The 21873-nt window shown below is 68.4% G+C and carries 24 protein-coding genes; 12 read left to right on the top strand and 12 right to left on the bottom strand.

What is annotated here, in order from left to right:
- Nucleotides 1–26: 26 nt before the first annotated feature.
- Genes ACFP3H_RS25915 through ACFP3H_RS25890 form a run of 6 tightly spaced genes read right to left on the bottom strand, consistent with a single transcriptional unit; the run spans nucleotide 27 to nucleotide 5476 of the window.
- On the bottom strand, nucleotides 27–776 hold the full coding sequence (locus ACFP3H_RS25915) for a DUF8020 domain-containing protein (protein WP_378609852.1): 750 nt from the start codon (nucleotides 774–776) through the stop codon (nucleotides 27–29).
- A gap of 34 nt (nucleotides 777–810) precedes the next feature.
- Nucleotides 811–2067, bottom strand: a complete 1257-nt coding sequence (locus ACFP3H_RS25910) for an ABC transporter substrate-binding protein (protein WP_378609851.1) — start codon at nucleotides 2065–2067, stop codon at nucleotides 811–813.
- On the bottom strand, nucleotides 2057–3103 hold the full coding sequence (locus ACFP3H_RS25905; protein WP_378609849.1) for a branched-chain amino acid ABC transporter permease: 1047 nt from the start codon (nucleotides 3101–3103) through the stop codon (nucleotides 2057–2059). The genes ACFP3H_RS25910 and ACFP3H_RS25905 overlap by 11 nt, the downstream gene beginning before the upstream one ends.
- A complete protein-coding gene (locus tag ACFP3H_RS25900; protein WP_378609848.1) occupies nucleotides 3100–3978 on the bottom strand; it encodes a branched-chain amino acid ABC transporter permease in 879 nt (292 codons plus the stop codon). Before ACFP3H_RS25900 ends, ACFP3H_RS25905 begins: the two co-directional genes overlap by 4 nt.
- Entirely contained in the window at nucleotides 3975–4721 is a 747-nt protein-coding gene (locus ACFP3H_RS25895; RefSeq protein WP_378609847.1) for an ABC transporter ATP-binding protein, read from the bottom strand. The genes ACFP3H_RS25900 and ACFP3H_RS25895 overlap by 4 nt, the downstream gene beginning before the upstream one ends.
- Nucleotides 4718–5476, bottom strand: a complete 759-nt coding sequence (locus tag ACFP3H_RS25890; RefSeq protein WP_378609845.1) for an ABC transporter ATP-binding protein — start codon at nucleotides 5474–5476, stop codon at nucleotides 4718–4720. The genes ACFP3H_RS25895 and ACFP3H_RS25890 overlap by 4 nt, the downstream gene beginning before the upstream one ends.
- Before the next feature lie 151 nt (nucleotides 5477–5627).
- On the opposite strand from ACFP3H_RS25890, the gene ACFP3H_RS25885 reads away from it, so the two are divergent.
- A complete protein-coding gene (locus ACFP3H_RS25885; RefSeq protein WP_378609844.1) occupies nucleotides 5628–6908 on the top strand; it encodes a PucR family transcriptional regulator in 1281 nt (426 codons plus the stop codon).
- A complete protein-coding gene (gene hisI / locus ACFP3H_RS25880) occupies nucleotides 6905–7249 on the top strand; it encodes a phosphoribosyl-AMP cyclohydrolase (protein ID WP_378609842.1) in 345 nt (114 codons plus the stop codon). The genes ACFP3H_RS25885 and hisI overlap by 4 nt, the downstream gene beginning before the upstream one ends.
- 4 nt (nucleotides 7250–7253) lie before the next feature.
- On the opposite strand, the gene ACFP3H_RS25875 is transcribed toward hisI, so the two are convergent.
- From ACFP3H_RS25875 to ACFP3H_RS25865, 3 genes are all read right to left on the bottom strand, one after another.
- Nucleotides 7254–7721, bottom strand: a complete 468-nt coding sequence (locus ACFP3H_RS25875) for a MarR family winged helix-turn-helix transcriptional regulator (protein WP_378609841.1) — start codon at nucleotides 7719–7721, stop codon at nucleotides 7254–7256.
- A gap of 136 nt (nucleotides 7722–7857) precedes the next feature.
- On the bottom strand, nucleotides 7858–8424 hold the full coding sequence (locus ACFP3H_RS25870; RefSeq protein WP_378609839.1) for a permease: 567 nt from the start codon (nucleotides 8422–8424) through the stop codon (nucleotides 7858–7860).
- A 67-nt stretch (nucleotides 8425–8491) separates the two neighbouring features.
- On the bottom strand, nucleotides 8492–8962 hold the full coding sequence (locus ACFP3H_RS25865; RefSeq protein WP_378609838.1) for a peroxiredoxin: 471 nt from the start codon (nucleotides 8960–8962) through the stop codon (nucleotides 8492–8494).
- A gap of 68 nt (nucleotides 8963–9030) precedes the next feature.
- Between ACFP3H_RS25865 and ACFP3H_RS25860 the strand changes: the two genes are divergently transcribed.
- The 5 genes from ACFP3H_RS25860 (at nucleotide 9031) to trpA (ending at nucleotide 14325) form a co-directional block, all read left to right on the top strand.
- A complete protein-coding gene (locus ACFP3H_RS25860) occupies nucleotides 9031–10569 on the top strand; it encodes an anthranilate synthase component I (RefSeq protein ID WP_378609836.1) in 1539 nt (512 codons plus the stop codon).
- A complete protein-coding gene (locus tag ACFP3H_RS25855; protein ID WP_378609834.1) occupies nucleotides 10566–11246 on the top strand; it encodes a TIGR02234 family membrane protein in 681 nt (226 codons plus the stop codon). Before ACFP3H_RS25860 ends, ACFP3H_RS25855 begins: the two co-directional genes overlap by 4 nt.
- Before the next feature lie 130 nt (nucleotides 11247–11376).
- Nucleotides 11377–12198, top strand: coding sequence for an indole-3-glycerol phosphate synthase TrpC (trpC, locus tag ACFP3H_RS25850; protein WP_378609833.1), 822 nt, complete (start codon nucleotides 11377–11379; stop codon nucleotides 12196–12198).
- Nucleotides 12195–13460, top strand: coding sequence for a tryptophan synthase subunit beta (gene trpB, locus ACFP3H_RS25845; RefSeq protein ID WP_378609832.1), 1266 nt, complete (start codon nucleotides 12195–12197; stop codon nucleotides 13458–13460). Before trpC ends, trpB begins: the two co-directional genes overlap by 4 nt.
- A 55-nt stretch (nucleotides 13461–13515) precedes the next feature.
- Entirely contained in the window at nucleotides 13516–14325 is an 810-nt protein-coding gene (gene trpA / locus ACFP3H_RS25840; RefSeq protein ID WP_378609831.1) for a tryptophan synthase subunit alpha, read from the top strand.
- A 1049-nt stretch (nucleotides 14326–15374) separates the two neighbouring features.
- Here trpA and ACFP3H_RS25835 read toward each other — a convergent pair.
- The 3 genes from ACFP3H_RS25835 to ACFP3H_RS25825 are packed head-to-tail and all read right to left on the bottom strand — an operon-like array spanning nucleotide 15375 to nucleotide 17188.
- On the bottom strand, nucleotides 15375–15917 hold the full coding sequence (locus ACFP3H_RS25835; RefSeq protein WP_378609830.1) for a YbaB/EbfC family nucleoid-associated protein: 543 nt from the start codon (nucleotides 15915–15917) through the stop codon (nucleotides 15375–15377).
- A 22-nt stretch (nucleotides 15918–15939) separates the two neighbouring features.
- Nucleotides 15940–16815 carry a WXG100 family type VII secretion target gene (locus tag ACFP3H_RS25830; RefSeq protein WP_378609829.1) on the bottom strand — a complete coding sequence of 292 codons (876 nt, stop codon included), beginning with the start codon at nucleotides 16813–16815 and terminating at the stop codon, nucleotides 15940–15942.
- 34 nt (nucleotides 16816–16849) lie between these two features.
- Nucleotides 16850–17188 carry a type VII secretion target gene (locus ACFP3H_RS25825; protein ID WP_378609828.1) on the bottom strand — a complete coding sequence of 113 codons (339 nt, stop codon included), beginning with the start codon at nucleotides 17186–17188 and terminating at the stop codon, nucleotides 16850–16852.
- 548 nt (nucleotides 17189–17736) lie between these two features.
- Between ACFP3H_RS25825 and ACFP3H_RS25820 the strand changes: the two genes are divergently transcribed.
- From ACFP3H_RS25820 to ACFP3H_RS25800, 5 genes are all read left to right on the top strand, one after another.
- Nucleotides 17737–18348, top strand: coding sequence for a hypothetical protein (locus tag ACFP3H_RS25820; protein WP_378609827.1), 612 nt, complete (start codon nucleotides 17737–17739; stop codon nucleotides 18346–18348).
- A gap of 227 nt (nucleotides 18349–18575) precedes the next feature.
- Nucleotides 18576–19124 (top strand): DUF3558 domain-containing protein, encoded by a 549-nt coding sequence (locus tag ACFP3H_RS25815; RefSeq protein ID WP_378609826.1) that lies wholly within the window; start codon nucleotides 18576–18578, stop codon nucleotides 19122–19124.
- Between the two features lie 31 nt (nucleotides 19125–19155).
- Nucleotides 19156–19551, top strand: a complete 396-nt coding sequence (locus ACFP3H_RS25810; RefSeq protein WP_378609825.1) for a hypothetical protein — start codon at nucleotides 19156–19158, stop codon at nucleotides 19549–19551.
- Nucleotides 19551–20924, top strand: coding sequence for a PPE domain-containing protein (locus ACFP3H_RS25805; RefSeq protein WP_378609824.1), 1374 nt, complete (start codon nucleotides 19551–19553; stop codon nucleotides 20922–20924). The genes ACFP3H_RS25810 and ACFP3H_RS25805 overlap by 1 nt, the downstream gene beginning before the upstream one ends.
- Complete coding sequence (locus ACFP3H_RS25800) at nucleotides 20921–21697, top strand: ESX secretion-associated protein EspG (protein WP_378609823.1); 777 nt, start codon at nucleotides 20921–20923, stop codon at nucleotides 21695–21697. The genes ACFP3H_RS25805 and ACFP3H_RS25800 overlap by 4 nt, the downstream gene beginning before the upstream one ends.
- Nucleotides 21698–21873: the final 176 nt, after the last annotated feature.

The following is a 21873-nucleotide window of genomic DNA, read 5'->3' as shown; positions in this document are numbered from 1 at the left end:
CGGGCGGGGTCTCGGTGCGGGGAGACCTACTTCGGCGGGGTGGGGACCGCCGGATCCTTGCAGTAGGCGCCCAGTTCGGCCGGGCACGGGGCGAGGATGGTCGAGAAGTACTGGTAGGCCGAGAACACCGCCAGCGGGCCACCGACGGTGACCAGGCCGATCATCGTGCCGACCGCGCCGAGGGTGGCCGCGCCGAGCACACAGCCCGCCACCGTGGCGCCGACCCACGGCACCAGCAGCACGATCACCGGGCTGGCGATGGCGGCGCCCGCCGCGCCGCCGACCAGACAGCCGACCCCGCCGCCGATCACCGCGCCGATGATCGCGGCCACCGCGCCACCGACACCGAGACGCTGGCTGAGCACGCCGAGCGCGGCCTGGTCGCGGGGCGTGAACGACTCCGCGATCTGCTGCGCCGCCGCGTCCTGGCTGATCACGTTCGTCGCGGGCGCCACCGCCACGCCACCCTCGCGCGAGGGCGTCAGGGTCGCGGTGGTGCCGTCGATGGTGGCCGCGATCGGGTAGATCCGGTCGTCGACCCGGTAGGTCAGCGGCAGGGCCGCCACGGGGGTGTCGGCGCCGGTGGTGAGCAGCAGTTGATCATCGACGATGTGCAGTTTGCCGTCGGTGGTGGTGAGCACCGCCGAGTCGCCGCTCCGGGCGACCTCGTAGTGCACCTCGGTCTGCGGCGCCGGTTCGGCGTGGCCGGTGCCGGTGCTGACGCACAGGGTCAGCGCCGTCAGGGCGGCGGTGGCGAGCGTGGTCGATAGTCTCATCGTGATCCTCGTCGATCGGTGGGTGGAACGGGGTCTAGTTGGTTTCGGTGCTGAAGATCTCGTCGGAGACCGACCAGTGCTCGCCGACGATGGTCTGGATGCCGACCGCCTCGAGCGGGTAGCCGTCCTTGGGTCCGGTCTTCATCGAGATGCCGGGCAGCATCAGCCCGACGGCGACATCGTCGATCGAGCGCATCGCGTCGCGCAGGCCCTCGCGGGTCGGGCACTTCGCCGCCGACATGGTCCGGTGGAAGCTCTCGCCCATCGCCCACCCGGTCATGGTGTGGCTGTTGGTGCTGTCGGCGCCCGGCGCGTACTTGGCCAGCCCGGTCTTGTAGGTCGCCATGCCGGGGTCGGTGGCCCAGCGCGGGTCACTCGGGTCCTTGAGGAAGCCCGCGCTCACGGTGCCCTGCACGTTCTGCAGGCCGACCGGGCGCATGTTCGAGGAGGTGTTGGACACCTGGGCCACGATGTGGGTCGGGTTCCAGTCGATATTGCGCACATCGGCGGCCAGCGCCTGCAGCGCGAACTTCGGGGTCGAGAAGTTCAGGAACACATCGGCTTTGGAATTGGCCAGGTTGCGCACCTGCGCGTCGACGGTGGGGTCGGTGACCTCGTAGCTCTGCTCGGCGACCACCTTGACCCCGCTGCCCGCCACGCCCTCGGTGAAGGCGGTGCGCAGGTCCTTGCCGAAGTCGTCGTTCTGATACAGCACCGCCACGGTCGCGTTCGGCTTCTGCTTCTGCACGTACTTGGCGTAGGCCAGAGCCTCGGTGTGGTAGCTGGGCTGCCAGCCGATGGTCCACGGGCTCCGCTCGGGATCGGCGCCGAACTTGTCCGCGCCGGAGGCCACGAAGATCTGCGGGACCTGGCGCTGGTTGAGGTAGTCCTGCACGGCCGAGGAGGTCGCGGTGCCCAGGGTCTGGAAGACGGCGAAGACCTGGTCCTGTTCGACCAGCCTGCGGGTCTCCTCGATGGTCTTGGGCGGCTGGTAGCCGTCGTCGCGCACCAGGTACTCGACCGTGCGCCCGTCGATGCCGCCCTGTTCGGCGTTGATGTAGTCGAAGTAGGCCTTGATGCCCTTGGGGATCTCCGCGTACGCCGAGGCCGGGCCCGACAGCGGGTAGGCGCCGCCGATCTTGATGGTGGTGTCGGTGATGCCGGTGGTCTGCTGACCCCGGCACTCGCCCTCGCCCGCCGAGCTGGTCACCGCGTCGCGACCACCGCAGGCGGTGAGGCTCGCCAGCAGCGCCGCCGCCAGGCCGATGGAACGAATTGCCTTAGTGCGCATGAGTTTTCCCTTTCCGGACGCGTTGTCCGAGCCACTGCGACCACTGGGCGGCCAGACCGGCCAGACCCTTCGGTGCGAGGTACATGACCGCGATGATCAGCAGTCCGAAGATGACGCCGGGGGCGGCCTTGTTGACGTCCTGGGCGAAGCTGGGCACGAACACCACGAACAGCCCGCCCAGCACCGGACCCCACGCGGTGCCAAGCCCGCCGACCACGAGCGCGGCCAGCAGCGTGATCGACAGGGTCACCGCGAAGGAATCGGGCGAGACGTAGGCGATCACCCAGGTGTAGACGCAGCCGCCGACCCCGGCCAGTAGCGCGCTCCACGCGAAGACCAGCGTCTTGTAGTGGGCCAGGTTCACGCCCAGCACCTCGGCGGCGGTCTCGTTGTCGCGCACCGCGTGCAGGGCGCGCCCGACGCGCGAGCGCAGGATGCCGGCGACCAGGGCGAAGCTGAGCACCGCGGTGAGCAGGGCCAGGAAGTACAGCCACTGGTCCTCGGCCAGACCGGTCCAGGCGGGCGGTTGCGGTTTGGCGACCGTGAGGCCCATCGAACCGCCGGTCAGCCCATCGAAGCGCTTGAGCACCGGTACCAGGAAGATCGCGATCGACAGCGTGACCAGGGCCAGGTACAGCCCGCGCAGGCGCAGGGCGGGCACGCCGAGCGCGTAACCGAGCGCGAAGGTGACCAGCGCGGCGAGCGGGACCGTCGCGAAGTAGGGCAGGTTCCAGTCCGAGATCGCGATGGCGGAGGTGTAGGCGCCGACCGCGAAGAAGGCGCCGTGGCCCAGCGAGATCTGGCCGGTGTGGCCGACGAGCAGGTTCAACCCGAGCAGGGTGACCGCGTAGATCATGGCCATGGCGAGCTGGAAGGTGTGGAAGGGGACCAGCTGGAACGGCGCCAGGCAGGCCGCCACCAGCACCACGGTGGTGGCCACCAGGGGCCAGCGCACGGCGCTCAGTCGGTCGGTGATCGTTTTCGCTTGCGGGACAACCGAAGTCGGCGTCGAGGCCGCAATGTTCAACTCGCTCATACTCTTTCCACCGCCGCGTGTCCGAACAGACCTTGCGGGCGCAGGAGCAGCACGCCCAGGATGATCACCAGCGGGACACCGATCTTGAGTTCGGTGCCGATCGCGTCGACGTAAGCGCCGGTGAGGGTTTCGGCCACGCCGACGATCAAGCCGCCCGCGACCGCGCCGCCGGGGGAGTCGAAACCGCCGAGGGTGGCCGCGGCGAAGGCGTAGATCACGACCCCGCCCATCATGTTGGGTTCGAGGAACAGCAGCGGCGCCGACAGGACGCCCGAGACCGCCCCGACCAGTGCGGCCAGGCCCCAGCCCAGCGCGAGCACCGTGCCCACCCGGATTCCGACCAGCTTGGCCGACTGCGGATTACACGCCACCGCGCGCATCGCCAACCCGATCCGGGTGAAGCGGAACAGCAGATACAGCGCGCCCATCGCCGCCGCGACCACCCCGAGAATGCCGAGGCTGCCGTAGCCCACGCTCACCCCGCCGCCACGGAAAGCGCCCTCCGGGAAGGGATTCGGGAACGACTTGGTCTGATACGACCAGATCCAGCCCGCGATGGCGTTCACCGCGAAGAACAGCCCGACCGTGACGATCACCAGCGTGATCTCCGGCGCGCCCTCGACCGGACGGATGATCACCCGCTCGATCAGCATGCCGCCGAGGAACGAGATGACCAGGGTGAGCGGCAGCGCCGCCCAGAACGGCATGAACTGACTCAACTGCCAGGCCAGGAAGGCCGAGAACATGGCCAACTCGCCCTGGGCGAAGTTGACGATGCCGGTGAACCGGTAGATGAGCACCAGGGCCAACGCCAGGCCGGCGTAGATGGCGCCCGCGGACAGGCCCTCGATGAGTTGCTGGAGGAATTCGGTCACGACTGCACCCGGTATCCGAGATAGGAGCGGGTGACCTGCTCGTCGGCTCTGATCTGCGCGGCGGTGCCCGACAGCACGATGCGCCCGGTTTCGAGCACGTGCGCCTGATGGGCCACGCTCAACGCCAGATGGGCGTTCTGTTCGACGACGATCACGGTGGTGTGTTCCTCTTCGTTGATGGTGCGGACGATCCCGAACAGCTCCTGGGTGACCAGCGGGGACAGACCCAGCGAGGGCTCGTCGAGCAGCAGCATCCGCGGGCGCAACATCAGCGCCCGGCCGATCGCGAGCATCTGCTGCTGACCGCCGGACAGTCCGCCCGCCGGGTCGTGCTGCTTGTCGCGCAGGATGGGGAAGTAGTCGTAGACCCGGCGCAGATCGGCCTCCACGCCGGCGCGATCGCGGCGCGGATAGGCGCCAAGGCGCAGGTTCTCGGCCACGGTCAGCGGGCCGAAGGTGCCGCGCCCCTCGGGGACGTGCGCCACGCCAAGGCGCGCCATGGAATCCGGTGTGCGCCCGGCTACTTCGTCACCGTCGAGCACCAGGCTGCCGCGCACCTTGACCATGCCGCACAGCGCGCGCAGCAGGGTGGTCTTGCCCGCGCCGTTGGGTCCCAGGATCGCGCACACCGAACCCCGCTCGACCGAGAAGCTCACGCCGTGTAGGACTTTCGCGCCGCCGTAGCCCGCGTGCAGGTCCTCGACTCGCAGGAATGTGGTCATACCGTCCTCGGGTGTGCTCATACCGACGCACCCAGGTAGGCGCGGATGACGGCCGGATTCTGTTGCACCGCTTCGGGTTCACCCTCGGCGATGACCTGGCCGAACTCGAGGCAGATCACCCGGTCGCAGGTGCCCATCACGAAACCCATGTGGTGTTCGACCACGATCACGGTGAGGTCGAGGTCGGTCTGTAGGGCGCGCAGGCGCTCGGCGAACTCGTCGACCTCGCCGTGGCTCAGTCCGTTCACCGGCTCGTCGAGCAGCAGCAGGCGCGGACGCACCGCCAGCGCCCTGGCCAGTTCGATGCGCTTGAGGGTGCCGAAGGGCAGGCCCGCGGCGGGGTGGTCGGCCACGGCGGTCAGGTCGAGGCGGTCGAGCAGTTCGTCGGCCTCGGCGCGCAGGCGCTTCTCCTCCCGGCGCACCTTCGCCAGTCGCAGCCCGGCCGAGACGAACCCGGCGCAGGCGCGGTGGTGGGCGCCGACGAGGACGTTGTCGCGCACCGACAGCCGGGGGAACAGGCCCAGGTTCTGGAAGGTGCGCGCGATGCCGAGTCCGGCCAGGGCGTCGGGGCGCACGGTCGACAGGTCGGTGTCGAGGTAGCGCATGGTCCCCGAGGTGGGGCGGTAGCGTCGCATCAGGCAGTTGAACAGGGTGGTCTTGCCCGCGCCGTTGGGTCCGATCAGGCCGACCATCTCGCCGGGGGCGACCGTGAACCCGACGTCCTGCAGGGCGGTGATGCCGCCGAAGCGCACCGTCAGGTTGGTTGTCTCGAGCATGCGACGAACGGTAAGTCCGCAGGTAGGGCGACACATCGGACGTTGTGGACCAAGTTCGGGCGCCGTTGATAGTCCGCTGTGGACAATGTGATCTGGTTGACACTGTGATCGGTGACATGCACACTCCCGAGTTATGTCAGCTGGATCGGTTATGTCTGTTTCGTCCGAATCTTCCGAGGTGCGGGCCGAACGCCGACGGATAGCGGGCTGCGCCTACGAGCACGCCGACGAGATCGCCGCCGACGTGATGGCCAGAATTCGCGTCCAACTGCCCGGCTACGCCACCGCCGATCCCGACGTCCTCGACGACGTGCACGACCAACTCGCCCGCCTGAGCCGCACCGGACTCGGCGCGCTGCTCGAACAGCGCCGGGTCTGCCCCGCCGACGTCGCCTACGCCCGCCAGGCGGCAGCACGCCGGGCCCGCACGGGCCTGCCCCTGGTCGACTACATCGCCGCCTTCCGACTCGGTCAGCAGGCCATCTGGAAGTCGCTGCTCGCGCACGCGGGCGATTCCGAGGCCGGGCGCGCGGCGGCGTTGTCGATGGCCGGCCCGCTCGCGCGCTACACCGACCTGATCAGCGCCCAGGCCACCGACGCGTATCTGGAATTCCAGCGCCACGTCGCCGCCGAGAGCGGGCGCGACTCCCAGGCGCTGATGGACGCGCTGCTCGAGGGGGCGCTGCCCACCCGCGGCCCGCACCTGTCGGTGGCCACCGCGCACGGAATCGGCGTCGAACGCACCGCGCCGGTGGTGGTGGTCACCGCGGCGGTGCTCGATCGGGGTGAACAGGGCCCGGATTCGGTCGAAAGGCTCGGGGAGGCACGGCAACTCGTGTCCGCGGCGATCGCGCGATGCACCGTCAACGGGGTGCGCACCCTGTCGGTGGTGCGGGACGCGGAGGTCGTCGCGATCCCCGCGCTGCGGGCGGGCGGTGCGGCCGACGCGCTGTGCGAGCGGCTGCGCGCCCTGCGCGAGAAACTGTGCGCCGAGGGCATCACCCTGGCCATCGGGGTGAGTACGGCGGTCACCGAGGTCGCCCAGATTCCGCGCGCCTACCGCCAGGCCCGCGCCGCGCTGGCCCTGCTGCCCGAGGACGGCGGGGTGCTGGCGCTACCGCAGCTCACCCCGTTCGAGTACCTGATGTTGCGCGCCGACGAGACCACCCGTCAGCTGGTCGACCCGCGCATCGGCAGCGCACTGGCCGAGGACCGTGTGCGTGGCGGCACCCTCGCCGCGACGATCCGCGCGTTCGCCGCCGCCGACATGAACCTGCGCGAGGCCGCCGAGGTACTCCATATCCACCTCAATACGGCCAAGTACCGGCTCGGGCGCATCCACGAACTCACCGGGCGCAATGTGCGTCGGGTCAACGACCTCGTCGAACTGCTGGTGGCCATCGAACTGGGGGCTGTTATAAACGAGGCATGAGCCTGGACCCCGCCGTCGCCGCCCGCCTCAAGCGCACCGAGGACGGACTGATCGCCGCGATCGCGCAGGAGAAGGCGACCGGGGACGTGCTGATGATGGCGTGGATGGACGACGAGGCCCTCGCGCGCACGCTCGAAACCCGCAAGGCGACCTACTATTCGCGGTCGCGACAGCAGTACTGGGTCAAGGGCGAGACCTCCGGGCACACCCAGTACGTGCACGAGGTGCGCCTGGACTGCGACGGCGACACGCTGCTGCTCATCGTCGACCAGGAGGGCGCGGCCTGCCACACCGGCACCCACACCTGCTTCGACACCGACGTGCTGCTCGCCGCGACCTAGGCCGCTATTCGCCGTCGTCGGCCAGGATCTGATTCAGGCGCTCCGACAGGGTCTCGCCGAGCACCGCCAACTGCGCGGTCTGCTTGTCGGTGAGACCGTCGAGCACGAGCCTGCGCACCGCCTCCACGTACCCGGGCGCGGCCTCGATCACCTTCGCGAACCCCGCGTCGGTGAGCACCGCGTACACCCCGCGCCGGCCCGACGTGGTCTCGCGGCGGGCCCAGCCGAGGCGTTCGAGTTTGGACACCACATGCGACAGACGCGATAGCGACGCATTAGCCTTGTGGGCGAGATCACTCAGTTGCAGCCGGTGGCCGGGCTCCTGGGAGAGCAGGCTGAGCACCCGGAATTCGAAATGGGTGAGCCCGGACTCACGCTGTAGGCGGGTGTCCAACGCGCCGGGAATCCGGGTCATGAGCGCGACGATCGCCTGCCAGGCGCGCTGTTCGACCGGGTCTAACCACTGGGTCATCGCCGGGACTGTCTCGCGGCCGAGCGACGGGGTTGTGCGCGCACCTGATCGAGTTTGCCACGACGTCGCTACGACGTCCGCGAGATGGTGGCGGTCGTGAGGTCACTCACACCGCCGTGCAAGGGGGTATCGGGTGTCAGTTCTCGCCGGTCATCGGCGGATTCGCCGGTGCCTTCGGCTTTTCGGCGGCCTTGGTGGCACGACGGCGATCGATGCCGCGCTTGCCCATCAGCGCGAGCAGCAGCACGAACAGGGCCGCGGCGGTGATGGCGCCGACCAGGTTGGCGCCGCGGAAGGCGGGCGCCTCGACATCGAGCACCCGTTCACCCGCGTGCGCGGCGTTGCTGCCGCCGAGCACGATCGTCAGCGTCATCAGGTTCGGTGTGGCCGCCACCAGCGCGATGATCACCGACGCACCGGCGATGAACTTGCCGCCCTTGCGTTTCCACACGCGCACCGCGAAGACCAACAGCAGCAGCGGCACCAGCGTGAACACCAGGCCGTAGACCAGGCCCCACCAGATGCCGGAGCTGAAACTGCCGTGCACGGTGTTGGCGATGCGCTGGGCCCACCAGCGCGGAATGAACGACGCCAGGATGAAATAGGCGATGACCAGAACCACGATCACGGCGAGCACCAGGATCGCCCGGTTGCGCCATACATGGGACTGGTGACCGCTCGACTGCACCTCGCCGGTTGTCATCTGCCCAGCGTAGGCGCGTTCGCCGCGCCGGACGTCGAACCCGCCGCCCGGCGTTTCGCGTTCGGAACTACTCGGCGGCGGTGGCCCGCTCCCGCAGGAAGGCCAAGGCCTGATCGGCGTGCACGGCCGCGCGCAGCTCACCGGTGACGACCTTCAGGATCGTGCGATCGGTGTCGATGACGAAGGTGTGCCGCTTGACCGGGGCGAGTTTGCCCAGCAGGCCGCGCTTGACCCCGAACTCGGCGGCCACCACGCCGTCGACATCGGACAGCACCGGGTAGTCCAGGCGCTGCTTGGCGGCGAAACCGGCCTGCACCTCGGTGCTGTCGGTGCTGATGCCGACGCACTGGGCGCCCAGCGCCGCGAACTCCGCGCTCAGATCACGGAAATGGCAGGCCTCGGCGGTGCACACGGGGGTGTTGGCGGCCGGGTAGAAGAACAGCACCAGCGGGCCGTCGGCGAGCAGGCCGTCCAGGGAACGGAGCTGGGCGGACTGATCGGGAAGCTCGAACTGTGGAGCGCGCTGGCCTGGCTGCATGCCCCGACCTTAACGCGACAGATCGGGTCCGCGCGCGCGGACGCTCGCGGGCCTGGGATGATGGGCCCATGCAGGGCGCGTCGACACCAACCACCACGACCCGCGAACAGTTCCGGCTGCTCGCCGCCGAGCACCGGGTCGTCCCGGTGACCCGAAAAGTGCTGGCGGACTCCGAGACTCCGCTCTCGGCCTACTCCAAGCTGGCAGGCGACCGGCCGGGCACTTTCCTGTTCGAGTCCGCCGAGAACGGGCGGTCGTGGTCGCGCTGGTCGTTCATCGGCGCCGGTTCGCCCTCGGCGCTGACCGTGGTCGACGGTGAGGCGGCGTGGCTGGGCACCGTGCCCGCCGACGCCCCCACCGGCGGCGACCCGCTGCGCGTGCTGCACGAGACCCTCGAACTGCTGCGCACCGAACGCCTGCCCGGCCTGCCGCCGCTCACCGGCGGCATGGTCGGCTACCTCGGCTACGACGCGGTGCGCCGGATCGAACGGCTGCCCGAGCACGCCACCGACGATCTCGGCCTGCCCGAGCTGGTGCTGATGCTGGCCACCGACCTGGCCGCGTTCGACCATCACGAGGGCGCGATCACCCTCATCGCCAACGCCGTGAACTGGAACGGCACCGACTCCGGCGTCGACGCCGCCTACGACGACGCGGTGGCCCGGCTCGACAAGATGACCGCCGCGCTGGCCAGCCCCGCGCCCTCCACGGTCGCGGTCTTCGACCAGCCCGAACCGCAGTTCCTGCGCAGGCGAACCACCGAGGAGTTCGGCGCGGGCGTGCGCCGCCTGATCAAGGAGATCGAGGCGGGCGAGGCATTCCAGGTGGTGCTCTCGCAGCGTTTCGAGATGGACTACAGCGGGTCGCCGCTGGCGGTCTACCGGATGCTGCGCGCCTCGAACCCGAGCCCGTACATGTATCTGATGCACATTCCCGACGGCGACGGCGGCACCGCGTTCTCCATCGTCGGATCGAGCCCGGAATCGCTGGTCACCGTCAAGGACGGGGTGGCCACCACCCATCCGATCGCAGGCACCCGGTGGCGCGGGGCCAGTGCCGAGGACGACATCCTGCTCGAGAAGGACCTGCTCGCCGACGACAAGGAGAACGCCGAGCACCTGATGCTCGTCGACCTGGGCCGCAACGATCTGGGCCGGGTCTGTCGACCGGGCACGGTCAAGGTCACCCAGTACCGCCACGTCGAGCGCTACAGCCACGTGATGCACCTGGTCTCCACGGTGTCCGGGCAGCTCGCCGCGGGCAAGGTCGCCCTCGACGCGGTGCGCGCCTGCTTCCCGGCGGGCACGCTCTCGGGCGCGCCCAAGGTGCGGGCGATGGAACTCATCGAGGAGCTGGAACCGACCCGGCGCGGCATCTACGGCGGCGTGGTCGGCTACCTCGACTTCGCCGGCGACGCCGACACCGCCATCGCCATCCGCACCGCGCTGCTCAAGAACGGCACCGCCTACGTGCAGGCGGGCGCGGGCGTGGTCGCCGACTCCGACCCGGTCGCCGAGGACACCGAGGCCCGCAACAAGGCCATGGCGGTGCTCAAGGCGATCGCGGCCGCGCAGACGCTGCGCACCTACGAGGGCGGGGATCTATGACGGCCGCGCCCGACTCTGCCTCCGCCGGACCGGCACCCGCCGCGAAACCGGTCGTTCCGGTAGTCCTGCTGGCCGCGGCCGCGGCCGGGCTGTGGGCGGCCTCGCGGATGACCTGGGTGACCGTGTACTCCGCCGACGGGCTCACCGAACCGCGCACCGACAACATCGACGGCGCCGTCTGGTTCGGGGCGCTCACCCCGCTCGCGCTGGTCCTGCTCGCCTCGATCGCGGCGGTGTTCGCGGTCAAGGGCGTGCTGCGGCAACTGCTCGGGGTGGTGATCTCGGTGGTGGCCGCGGTCGCCGCGGTGCCGGGCTTCGCGCTGACGGTGGGCGCGGGCCGCACCCCCGAACGCGGGGCGCAACTGGCCGAACTGCCGGTGCGCGCGGTCGTGAGCAGCGCGCAGGCGCATCTGGGTCCGGCGCTGCTGTCGATCCTGGCCGCGATCCTGGCCCTGGCCGCGGGCATCCTGCTCACCCGGCGGGCAGGCGATCGCGGCGGCGACTCCGGCAAGTACGACAACCCGGTGTTCCGGCGGGCCGAGGCCAGCGCCCAGGTGAGCCGAGCACAGGGCGACACCGCCGCCCCGCTGTCGGACCGCGTGCTCTGGGACGCGCTCGACGCGGGCACCGATCCCACCGACGACACCGACACCGCGCCCGGCGAACACCGACGGTGACCGCCGGGGGAGTGACCCCCGCCGCAGTGACACCTGTGGCGTCCCCTTATTCTTGATCAGCATCGGTGAGACAGCGCCCGAGGGGACTCTCGGGCGAGAAGTGCGTCTCCCCAGAAAGGATTCGAGCCAGATGACGGTACTCGACTCGATTCTCGACGGGGTCCGGGCGGATGTTGCCGCTCGCGAAGCCCTCCTCGATTTTCAAGCGATCAAAGCCGCGGCCGCTGCGGTCAAGGCCCCGCTGGACGCGCACGCCGCGCTGCACGAGGACGGCATCGGTGTCATCGCGGAGGTGAAGCGCGCGAGTCCGTCCAAGGGCGCGCTGGCCGATATCCCCGATCCCGCCGTGCTGGCCAAGGCCTACGAGGACGGCGGCGCGCGGATCATCAGCGTGCTCACCGAGGGCCGCCGCTTCGGTGGCTCGCTCGACGACCTCGACGCCGTGCGCGCCGCCGTGAACATCCCGGTGCTGCGCAAGGACTTCGTCGTCGGCCCGTACCAGATCCACGAGGCCCGTGCCCACGGCGCCGACGTGATCCTGCTGATCGTGGCCGCCCTCGAACAGGACGTGCTCGCCTCGCTCATCGACCGCACCGAATCCCTGGGCATGACCGCCCTGGTGGAGGTGCACACCGAGGAGGAGGCCGATCGCGCGCTCGAGGCCGGTGCCTCGGTGATCGGCGTCAACGCCCGCAACCTCAAGACCCTCGAGGTCGACCGCGACGTGTTCGCGCGGATCGCGCCCGGCCTGCCCTCAGAGGTCATCCGGGTGGCCGAGTCCGGCATCCGCGGCACCGCCGACCTGCTCGCCTACGCCGGCGCGGGCGCCGACGCCGTGCTCGTCGGCGAGGGCCTGGTGACCAGCGGCAACCCGCGTTCGGCGGTGTCGGAGCTGGTGACCGCGGGCACCCACCCGTCCTGCCCGAAGCCGGCCCGGCGGAGCATTCGGTGACGGTGCTGCCCCCGGCGAGCGCCGGTGTCGCCCAGCATTCCGACTACGAACCCGACGCGGGCGGCCACTTCGGCGTCTACGGCGGACGTCACGTCCCCGAGGCGCTGATGGCGGTGATCGAGGAGGTCACCGCCGAGTACGACAAGGTCCGCTCCGATCGCACCTTCCTCGACGAGCTCGACCGGCTCCAGCGCGACTACACCGGGCGCCCGTCGCCGGTGTTCGAGTGCACGCGACTGGCCGAACACGCCGGTGGCGCCCGGATCTTCCTCAAGCGGGAAGACCTCAACCACACCGGCTCGCACAAGATCAACAACGTGCTCGGCCAGGTCCTGCTCGCCAAGCGGATGGGCAAGACCCGCGTGATCGCCGAGACCGGCGCCGGTCAGCACGGCGTCGCCACCGCGACCGCGTGCGCGCTGCTCGGCATCGACTGCGTGATCTACATGGGCGCGGTCGACACCGCCCGCCAGGCGCTGAACGTGGCCCGGATGCGCCTGCTCGGCGCCGAGGTGATCCCGGTGACCTCGGGTTCGGAGACGCTCAAGGACGCCATCAACGAGGCGTTGCGCGACTGGGTCAGCCACGCCGACGACACCTTCTACTGCTTCGGCACCGCCGCGGGCCCGCACCCGTTCCCGCTGCTGGTGCGCGATTTCCAGCGCGTGATCGGGCTCGAGGCCCGCGAACAGATCCAACTGCCCGAGCAGGCCGGGCGCCTGCCCGACGCGGTCGTGGCCTGCGTCGGCGGCGGCTCCAACGCCATCGGCATCTTCCACGCCTTCATCCCCGACGCCGGAGTTCGCCTCGTCGGTTTCGAAGCGGCCGGTGACGGCGTCGAAACCGGAAGGCACGCAGCCACTTTCACCGGCGGCACCCCCGGCGCGTTCCAGGGCGCCTACTCGTACCTGCTCCAGGACGAGGACGGCCAGACCATCGAATCGCATTCGATCTCGGCCGGTCTGGACTACCCGGGCGTCGGCCCCGAACACGCCCACCTCAAGGACATCGGTCGCGCCGAATACCGGCCGATCACCGACACCGAGGCGATGGACGCCCTGCTGCTGCTCTCGCGCTCCGAGGGCATCATCCCGGCGATCGAGTCCGCGCACGCCGTCGCCGGCGCGCTGAAACTGGGCCGCGAGCTCGGTGAAGGCGCGGTCGTCCTGGTCAACCTGTCCGGTCGTGGCGACAAGGACATGGACACCGCCGGGCGCTGGTTCGGACTGTTCGACGACGATGCCGAGGAGCACAAGCAGTGAGCCAGCGAGTCAGCACCGTGGCCGTGGCCGCGACGATCGTCAGCGAGGAACAGTCGTGAGTCAGCAGTCCCGTCTTGCGAACACCTTCGCCGCCGCGCGCAGCGAAGGCCGGGCTGCCCTGATCGGCTACCTGCCCGCCGGTTACCCCGACCTCGCCGGATCCATCGCCGCGTGCCGGGCGCTCGTCGAATCCGGTTGCGACATCGTCGAAGTGGGCGTCGCCTACTCCGACCCGGTGATGGACGGCCCGGTCATCCAGGCCGCCGCCGAACAGGCCCTGCGTAGCGGCGTGCGGGTGCGCGACGTGTTCTCCGTGGTCGAGGCGATCACCGACGCCGGTGGTCAGGCCGTGGTCATGAGCTACTGGAACCCGGTACTCAAGTACGGCGTCGACACCTTCGCCCGCGACCTGGCCGCCGCCGGTGGCGCCGGCGTGATCACCCCCAACCTGATCCCCGACGAGGCCGACGACTGGTTCGTCGCCTCGGCCACCCACAACCTGGACCGCATCTTCCTCGTCGCCCCGTCCTCGACCGAAGAGCGCCTGGTCAAAACCCTCGAAGCCTCGAGCGGTTTCATCTACGCGGCCTCCACCATGGGCGTCACCGGCGCCCGCGACGCCGTCTCCTCGGCCGCCCCCGCCCTCTGCGCCCGCATCCGCGCCCACTCCGACATCCCCATCGGCGTCGGCCTCGGCGTCCGCTCCGGCGCCCAGGCCGCCGAGATCGCCGCCTACGCCGACGGCGTCATCGTCGGCTCGGCCCTGGTCTCAGCGGTCCCCGAAGGACTCGACGCGGTCCGCGCCCTGACCTCGGAACTGGCCGAAGGCGTCCGCTCAGCCCGCCTCTCCGCGAATTCCGGTTAGTCCGGGCCGAGCCTGCGGCTCCGCTACGACTTCACCGAAACCCCGATCGCCCGAGTGATTGCCATTCACTCGGGCGATTGTAGTTGTGAGCGCCGTTGTTCAGGCTTGAAAATTGCCCGAATTAATCCAGATCCCGCTCCGACGGTGCCGGGTCATTGCTGTGCCCACAGTTCTCATCGCCATCGCGTCCCGTTTCCCGTCCGTCACTGTCACCGAGTAATCCGCCTTGTTGATTGTCAGAGCCCGATCGAGGTTGCGATCTGCCCCGCCGAACCGATATGTCACTTCCTGATCGGTCTCCGACTCCAGTCGGAAGCGGAGGTACATTGCCATTGAATACCTCTAATTCATCGAGCCGCGCATAGTATTCGAAATGCCCAGTGGCTTAGCCAAGCACTATGGGTTGTTCTCCCTGTTTTTCCTGCGATCGGAAAGAAATTGCACTGCGAGTTCCCGTTTCCGGGGATCCGGTGCGGCGGCCCGATATCCGCAGGTTTCGATATGGGATAGTAGATCGTCTTCAGGGGTGATCCCATACTCTTCGAGATAGTACCTGGTTGCGGCAGTCCATATCCAACTGCCGTCGGTTCTGAAAACGCGTGGGACGACCTTTCCTTTGGCTGGGTCTATCTGATCCCTCGACATTCCGTTCGCGGCCCGAACGGGTGCCCCGCCTCGGAGAAAAGTCAGGATCTGTTCTTTTTCCTCAGGGTCGGTAATTATTCGTCGGGACGTGGCTGTCAGTCGAACTCGATCAATCTTCAGTGTTCGTCCTTTCTGGGCGGGAACAGGGGTCGTATCCGCGTCAGGACTGGATTATTCCGCCCTCTGGCCAGTCACGCTCCATCCGCATCCTGTGCAGAATCCTGCCCGCCGTTGCCCGTGCCATCCCGTCCAGTGGACTGTCGGTCGTCCGAAACTCGCGAGTATGCACCACATCGCCGCGGCTTCGGTGGTTGAGGATGCGGGAGTCGTCTCAGCCTCGAGCCTGGTGATCCCGGAAGGTCGTGACGCCGTGCGCGCCCTGACACGGTCCTGGGCGGGAGATCTCAGACCAGCCAGGATTTGCCCTGATAGAAGCGGTCTTCATCGTCGGGTTCGTCAGGTTGGTGGATCGCGTCACGGTCAGGTTTGCGCGAACGGGGAAGAATCGTCGGCGGTTGCTGCGCGGGCACCTGTGGTTCGGTAGTAACGAAGTCGGGTTCGCTGGGCGCAGCGGCTGCCGGTTCCGGGTCCGGGAATCGCTCGTTGTACTGCTCGATAATGCTGTGCGCCGGACCGGTGTCGCCGACAGTGTCGGTGACGAGCCCGGTGATGCGGTCACGAAGCTTCACCTGCGCTCGCTGAATGCACGCCATCAGTTCCGCGGCGATGGTGGCCGGGTCGGCCCCGCGAGTGGTCGGCGCCAGGATGATCGCCGTAGGGGAACCATTCGCGTCGAGAGTGACGCTGATCTTGCCATCGGTGGAGGTGTCGGTGACCGAGACAGCGTCCATCTGAGTTTTGAGGTCGGTGAATCGCTGGGCGGTGCGTTCCAGGTCCGCCGCCCACGCGTACAGATCGTCGGGGGTCGGGGCGTCGGTGGCGGACATCGGGCTCCTCGGTTCTGTGTTGTCAGTGGGCGGTGGCGCCGGTGGTTTCGGCGCGGTAGACGCCGTCAACGAGATCTTTGAGAACGACTGCCCAGGCACCGAGGTCCAGCACGGCTTTCTTCAAGCCGTCCATCAGCTTTGCGACCGTGGCAACGACGGACGCGATCTTCGTGGTGGCTTGGGCGATGACCAGCGGTGTCGCGGTTCCCACACTGACCATTAGTTCGACTGTCCACGAAATCATCGCACCGGCGATCGCGGAGAGTAGGTCGCGAACGGCGGTACGGACACCTGTGACGATCTCCGCCATTTTCATCGTCGCGACCGAGGTACCATAGGCGGCTCCCGCCGCCGCGTCCGCTTGCGCTATGAGTTCTGCGGCCTTGGTGCGGTACGCGGTCGAGGCCGCACCCTCCCAGCTCGTGGTTCCCGTATCCACTGCGGCCTGGAGATCGTCACGGACGGCGATCATGTGCTGCTGAATGTTCACCCACGACGCGGCGTATTCCTTGACCATCGCGGGGTTGCCGGTCACCGATTCGAGCGCCTTCCGAGCGGGCTCGACATGCTCGAGCATCCAGGAAATGATCTGTCCACCGATATAGGCGATCGGATCGGTCATGGCGGACGAGATGTCGAGCCCAGCGGCGGCCGCGCCGAGGATGACCAGACCGACATCGCCCTTCTCGAGTCCTTCGCTGATCTCCCAGACGGCCTCGGCGGTCGTCAAACCGGTGCCCATTCCCATAGGCGTCGCGGTGGTGATCTCCAAGTTCGCGGGTCGTGGCCCGATGTTGAAAGGCCCTAGGTAGATCGACTCCGCTGGCTGATACTGACTGCGGTGGTCGGTTCCTGTGGTGACCAGGTTGTTCGTGGTCGAAGGATCGTCGAATCCCATCCCTGCCCCCTACTTCTGCTTCTCGGCTGCGGCGCTAACCGCCGAGTTGTCCGGTGGCGTTGTCGAGTTCGCGTGCGTGAGAGTTGTCGACGGAATCGTAGCTATCGGCGCACACATCGAGGTTGGCGACCGTCGTACTCATTTTCGCGCTGAGTGTGCGCAGCAGTGTCGTCGTGCTCACGTGCACATCATCGAGCATCGCCGCGAATGGTAGACAGAATATGCCGTACGCGTCGTCCAGGCCCACAATATGATTCGCGGCCGCCAGACCGTAATCGACATTGCCGCGCTGCTGGTCGACAGCGGCACTGTGGCGTCGAAGTTCGGTGGTGTCGACAGACACGCTGGCGCCATCAACTGAAATCGGTTCCATCCCCACCCAGTCCGTTCGCTCCGTACCCTGGTCGCCGCCGTCTCCGGCGGAGCTCCCGGCACAGTAGCAGTTTCCGGTCGTCGGTGGTCGGCCACCGGTCGAGGCGGTTCGAGTCGCCTGCGGAGATCCCGGCGGTGTTGTGGTCCCGGAGCCGACTGCGCGACGATGGGTTGGCTGCGCGGGCGGGTACGAGGCTATTTCGGATGGGGGAAGGTGACAGGATGATGGTGGATGGGGCGGTGCGGGATTCGTTGGGGTGGGCGTGGGTGTTTCCGTTGCCGGGGCATGGGTGGGCTGATCCGTATGCCGCGCGGGTGTTGCGGGAGCGGTGGCCGGGGGTTGCTCGACGGCTGGGGTGGGCGTTCGTTGTGACGCCTGCGGTGGCTGCTGTGATCACGCTGGGTGCGGTTCTCACCGCGCCGAGGGCGCTGATGGTGGTGTTGTTGCCGGTCCATGTCGTGGTTCTGAGCGTGGTGTTCGCGGGTGTGAACTGGTGTGTGCGGGGATCGCTGTGGCCACCGCGATCGTGGCGGCTGATGGCGTGCGCGATGCTGACCCCGGTGGTGCTGCTCCTTGTGGAAGTCAGTGCTGCCTCGAAATATGGCTACGGGCAATGGGATCCGACCTGGCCGTCCCTGATCTGGGTGGTCGCCGCGGTGGTGGCGTGGTTGTTCGCGCGGTCGGCATTCCTGCACATCTTCGATGTCCACGTCATTTTTCTGGCCGAGTCCGGCGACGATGTGTTGCTGGCTCGCCAGCTCGTCGGCGACGAAAAGGGGATGGACCCGGCCTACCCGGCATGGAGCGGCCATGTTGTCGTCGATGTCGTGTTGAAAGACGCTGGTCTCGTCGTTCACGCGACCGTGACAGGGGGATCGCAGTCCACCCGCCGGGTGTTCGAAAGAACATTGCGTCGGATCGAACTCGGGACTGTCACCCGAGTTGTCGAACGCCGATTCCCCGCGGGCAAGACACAGTTCACCTGGTATGCGCTGCCGACCGGGCGGACGCTGCACGCCGCCACGGCGGGCACGGTGGTGGTGACGACATCGCAATCCGGACTGACCTTGACGATCCCCACCGACCGGCCCGAGTTGATCGGTGAGGCGATCCGCCGTCGACTCCGGGGTTCCGCTGGGCCCAACGGGCCGCGCTGGTGACCGTCGATGGTCGGTGACGCGGGAGCCTTGTTGATCGGCCGGATTGCCGGTGGCACAGACGTTCTCGCGTAGGTCGCGGCAGGTCGGCGGCTCGGGGTGGGGCCGGGGGTAGGGTGATCGCCACGTGATTCGAGATCGGTGGGAACCGGGAGCCTGTTCGGTGCGTCCAAGTAGATGACGGGGATGCTCGGGTCGGTTGGCGAGGGAGAGCTATGCGAAGTAGTCGGGTGGTTTCGGCCGTCGTTGGTGGGGTTCTGGTGCTGTCGGGGGTGGTCGGGTGCGGTGGTTCTACGGAAGGGGCGGCGAAGCCGACTACTCGCAATATCGACGAGATCATCGTGTACAACGTGTGTCGGGATCCGGGGATCAGTGATGAGGCGTTGCGGGCGGCGGGGTTGGATCCGGCGACGAAGAGTGTTTTCACTGATCCGCCGACGGGGGTGTCGAGCTTTCGGGCGTGTAGGTGGCACCCACTCGATGATCGGTTCGGCCCGATGAACTATGTGGTGTACGTCTACTCGACGAGTCATACCTTGCAGGAGTTACGCGCGAAGGAAAGCGCAACTGTGCTGGGTGAGACAACCGTCAACGGCCGACCAGGGCTGATCAGTAAGGAGCGGGGCAACCCTGACGGGTGCTACGTCGACTTCAACGCTGAACAAGGCATGTTCCAGGTCAGTGTCGGATGGCTCAGTGAGTACAAGTCCCGTGCTGGCGACACCTGCGAGATCGCAGCTCGCCATGCCGGGTTGCTGGAGCCGTCGCTGCCGAAGTAATCTGTCGAGATTCGGTGAGGGGAGTCGTCGTATGAGCGGGACCGAGAACCAACATGCCTATTGGACTCAACTGGCGCAGAAAGCGGTCGCCGGGGAGCTTCGTGTAGAACCCGAACTCGGGGAAGCGCTTCGTGCGGCCGCGAAGGTGTACGCCGAAGGGCTGACAGCGGCCAGGGCTAACACAGCCCAGCTGGGCAACCTGTCCGGTTGGAGTTCATTGCCCTCGGCAGTAGCCTTGCGCGTCAAATTCGAGCAGAAAGGCGTCGGCGGCGGTTCCGACCCCAATGACAATGCCGCACAACGCATTCAAGACCACATAGACATCGCCTGGTTACAGCACGACACTTTCGCCGCCGCGATCGGCAAAATCGAACTCGTCGACGAACAGCGCGCGGCCCAGCTACGGGCGGTCGGGGGGAGCGTCTGATGGGCTGGTCGTGGCAGGAAACCGTGGGGCTCATCCCCATCGCGGGCACCTATCTCGCGGGCGGTATCGGCGGGCACCGGGAATCGCATGAGGCCGCGACCGAGCGTGGTCGGTTGGGCGACGGCGCCTCGAATCAGTGGTCTCCTGATCGCTCCATCATCAACAACGAGTACCAGCGGCTCGGCGCCGACTTCACCGGAACCGTCGCCGGGAGGGTGGTGGAGCCCGAAGGTTTCGGGTCATGGCCGCACTGGAAGATCTACGCCTACCTCAACGGCGCCGAGGGCGAACCCGGAGTGTCGGCCGCCGACATCAATGCCGGAGCCGACGCTTGGCGTCGGTTGACGACCACGGTCGACGACCTCGTCACGACCTACGACGCCACGATCTCGCGGGTGATCGGCGAGATGTGGTCCGGTCAGGCCGCCAACGCCGCCGTCGACGGTGTGCGCGAGTACGCCACCCAGGCCAAGCAACTGCCGGTCGCGTTCCAGCTCGTCGCCAACGGGATCGACCTGATGGAGGGGTACCTCGCCCAGGCCAAGATGGCCATTCCCGAACCCGAGGAGCTCAACACCTGGGACCACCTCGCGGCGATGATTCCGGGCAACGGGCTGCTCAAGGGCGACCGGCATCAGTACAACGAAGCCGAGGCCGCCGCCCAGCAGATCATGACCACCCTCTATTCCCCCGGTTCCGTGCAGGTCGACGGCCAGACCCCGGTCCTGCCCGTCGCCAAGAACACGTTCGGTGGGCTCGGCGACGGAGATCCCAACGGCGGCAGTCCCGGAACGAACCCGCAGGGGAACGGAGGCAGTCCCGGCGCGCCGACGAATCCGGCGACGACCACCGATCCCACCGCCACGAACCCGGCCGCCGGTGAGCCGGAATCGGTCGACCCGAGCGCGCAGAATCCGGCCGACACCGACCCCGACACCGATACCGACACCGACGACACGACACCGTCCGCGACCACCCCGGAAACGACACCGACCACTCCCGCCGGCACTCCGACCGGCGGCGCACCGGGTTCCGGGGCGCCGGGCACGGGCGGGCCCGGCTCGGGTTCGCCCTCCGGTGGCGCGCCCGGTGCGGGGGCGCCCGGTGCGGGCAGCCCGGTCGCGGGTGCGGTCCAACCGGGTACGCCCGGCGCGGGAGTCGCCGGCGGAGCGGGCAATTCGGCCGCCGCCGCCCGAGGCGCGAACTCGGGAATGCGCGGAATGCCCGGCATGATGGGTGGTGGCGGCGGGCGCGGTCAGGGCGGCGACGACGAGACCGAACGAAAAACGCCGGACTACCTCATTCACGAGCGCGAGTCCGAGCTGATCGGGAACCTTCCCCCTGTGCTGCCACCGGGCGGGGTCATCGGTTGACCGACAGCCTCGCACCCGGACTCGGCTACCAGCTCGACGGTCTCACCTTCCAGCTCGCCCTCGAGGCCAACCGTCGCGACCGGTTCCCGTACCCCTTGAGCTATCGCCGCGAGTTCACCACCTATCGCGCCGACGACGAGCGCCGCCGCGGCGAAGCGGGAACGCGTCTGCGCCGGATCTACGACGAACAGCTCCACGCCGTGTTCCAGGTGCTCCTGGAACCTCGGGTGCGTGTCGAAATCGAAGGCGTGCACGGACCACAGTCCCAGGTCCTGCGCGTTCTCGCCGGCATCGCGGGTCCGATCGCGGTGCTGGCGGTCCAGCAGCCCGGTCCCACCCCCGCCCACGGGGGCGACATCGCGTTGTCGACCCACCGCAGCACCGGCATCGCCGCCGACATCACCGCCCGGATCCCGCGGTTGCGGGCGGGCAGCCAACCCCGGTTCGAGGGCCGACGCGGAGATCTCGAGACCCCCGTCTACTCCCGCCACCCCACGCAGTTGTCCCCGACCGAACAGCTGCGACGCTTCTTCCATCGCCCGCGCGGTGGCGGCGGGGAGATCACCGTCTACCCGGGCTATCAGCTCGACTCGCGCCCGACCGACGATGGGCGGGCGTTCTGCTGGCTCGACTATCCCGACGACGGCCGCTACCTGCTGCAGAACCACGACAGCGAGAACTTCACTGTCATCCCCGGCGGGCCGGAAGAGCTCATGCGCCAGATCGGCGCCCGGATCGACGTGCTGAGTCGCCCGCAGCCAACCGCCTGGTGAACGACCGCGCCGGCCGGTCGGGCGGCGTCGACCTCGGCGCGAGTGGAGAATCCAGCCCGATCCCGGTCCGCCCGGTGGTGTTCGGCGCGCTCGGCGGGACCGCGTGGGGTGGGGGTTCGTCGGGGTTGTCGTCATGTGGGGGACCACAAGCATTCGGGTCACGGTCACCCGTTGGT

It is taken from the genome of Nocardia lasii (assembly GCF_042658545.1).
GTDB lineage: Bacteria > Actinomycetota > Actinomycetes > Mycobacteriales > Mycobacteriaceae > Nocardia > Nocardia lasii.
The sequence above is the reverse complement of the archived record's forward strand: the minus strand, read 5'-3'. Positions and strand labels throughout refer to the sequence as shown.

Excerpts from the sequence above, each read along its gene's own strand:
- ACFP3H_RS25870 (WP_378609839.1), bottom strand. The coding sequence starts at position 8,424 with ATGACAACCGGCGAGGTGCAGTCGAGCGGTCACCAGTCCCATGTATGG.
- ACFP3H_RS25875 (WP_378609841.1), bottom strand. The coding sequence starts at position 7,721 with ATGACCCAGTGGTTAGACCCGGTCGAACAGCGCGCCTGGCAGGCGATC.
- ACFP3H_RS25860 (WP_378609836.1), top strand. The coding sequence starts at position 9,031 with ATGCAGGGCGCGTCGACACCAACCACCACGACCCGCGAACAGTTCCGG.
- ACFP3H_RS25915 (WP_378609852.1), bottom strand. The coding sequence starts at position 776 with ATGAGACTATCGACCACGCTCGCCACCGCCGCCCTGACGGCGCTGACC.
- ACFP3H_RS25865 (WP_378609838.1), bottom strand. The coding sequence starts at position 8,962 with ATGCAGCCAGGCCAGCGCGCTCCACAGTTCGAGCTTCCCGATCAGTCC.
- ACFP3H_RS25825 (WP_378609828.1), bottom strand. The coding sequence starts at position 17,188 with ATGGAACCGATTTCAGTTGATGGCGCCAGCGTGTCTGTCGACACCACC.
- hisI (WP_378609842.1), top strand. The coding sequence starts at position 6,905 with ATGAGCCTGGACCCCGCCGTCGCCGCCCGCCTCAAGCGCACCGAGGAC.
- ACFP3H_RS25835 (WP_378609830.1), bottom strand. The coding sequence starts at position 15,917 with ATGTCCGCCACCGACGCCCCGACCCCCGACGATCTGTACGCGTGGGCG.
- ACFP3H_RS25855 (WP_378609834.1), top strand. The coding sequence starts at position 10,566 with ATGACGGCCGCGCCCGACTCTGCCTCCGCCGGACCGGCACCCGCCGCG.
- ACFP3H_RS25820 (WP_378609827.1), top strand. The coding sequence starts at position 17,737 with ATGCTGACCCCGGTGGTGCTGCTCCTTGTGGAAGTCAGTGCTGCCTCG.
- trpC (WP_378609833.1), top strand. The coding sequence starts at position 11,377 with ATGACGGTACTCGACTCGATTCTCGACGGGGTCCGGGCGGATGTTGCC.
- ACFP3H_RS25910 (WP_378609851.1), bottom strand. The coding sequence starts at position 2,067 with ATGCGCACTAAGGCAATTCGTTCCATCGGCCTGGCGGCGGCGCTGCTG.
- ACFP3H_RS25885 (WP_378609844.1), top strand. The coding sequence starts at position 5,628 with ATGTCTGTTTCGTCCGAATCTTCCGAGGTGCGGGCCGAACGCCGACGG.
- ACFP3H_RS25890 (WP_378609845.1), bottom strand. The coding sequence starts at position 5,476 with ATGCTCGAGACAACCAACCTGACGGTGCGCTTCGGCGGCATCACCGCC.
- ACFP3H_RS25810 (WP_378609825.1), top strand. The coding sequence starts at position 19,156 with ATGAGCGGGACCGAGAACCAACATGCCTATTGGACTCAACTGGCGCAG.
- ACFP3H_RS25805 (WP_378609824.1), top strand. The coding sequence starts at position 19,551 with ATGGGCTGGTCGTGGCAGGAAACCGTGGGGCTCATCCCCATCGCGGGC.
- ACFP3H_RS25895 (WP_378609847.1), bottom strand. The coding sequence starts at position 4,721 with ATGAGCACACCCGAGGACGGTATGACCACATTCCTGCGAGTCGAGGAC.
- ACFP3H_RS25830 (WP_378609829.1), bottom strand. The coding sequence starts at position 16,815 with ATGGGATTCGACGATCCTTCGACCACGAACAACCTGGTCACCACAGGA.
- ACFP3H_RS25905 (WP_378609849.1), bottom strand. The coding sequence starts at position 3,103 with ATGAGCGAGTTGAACATTGCGGCCTCGACGCCGACTTCGGTTGTCCCG.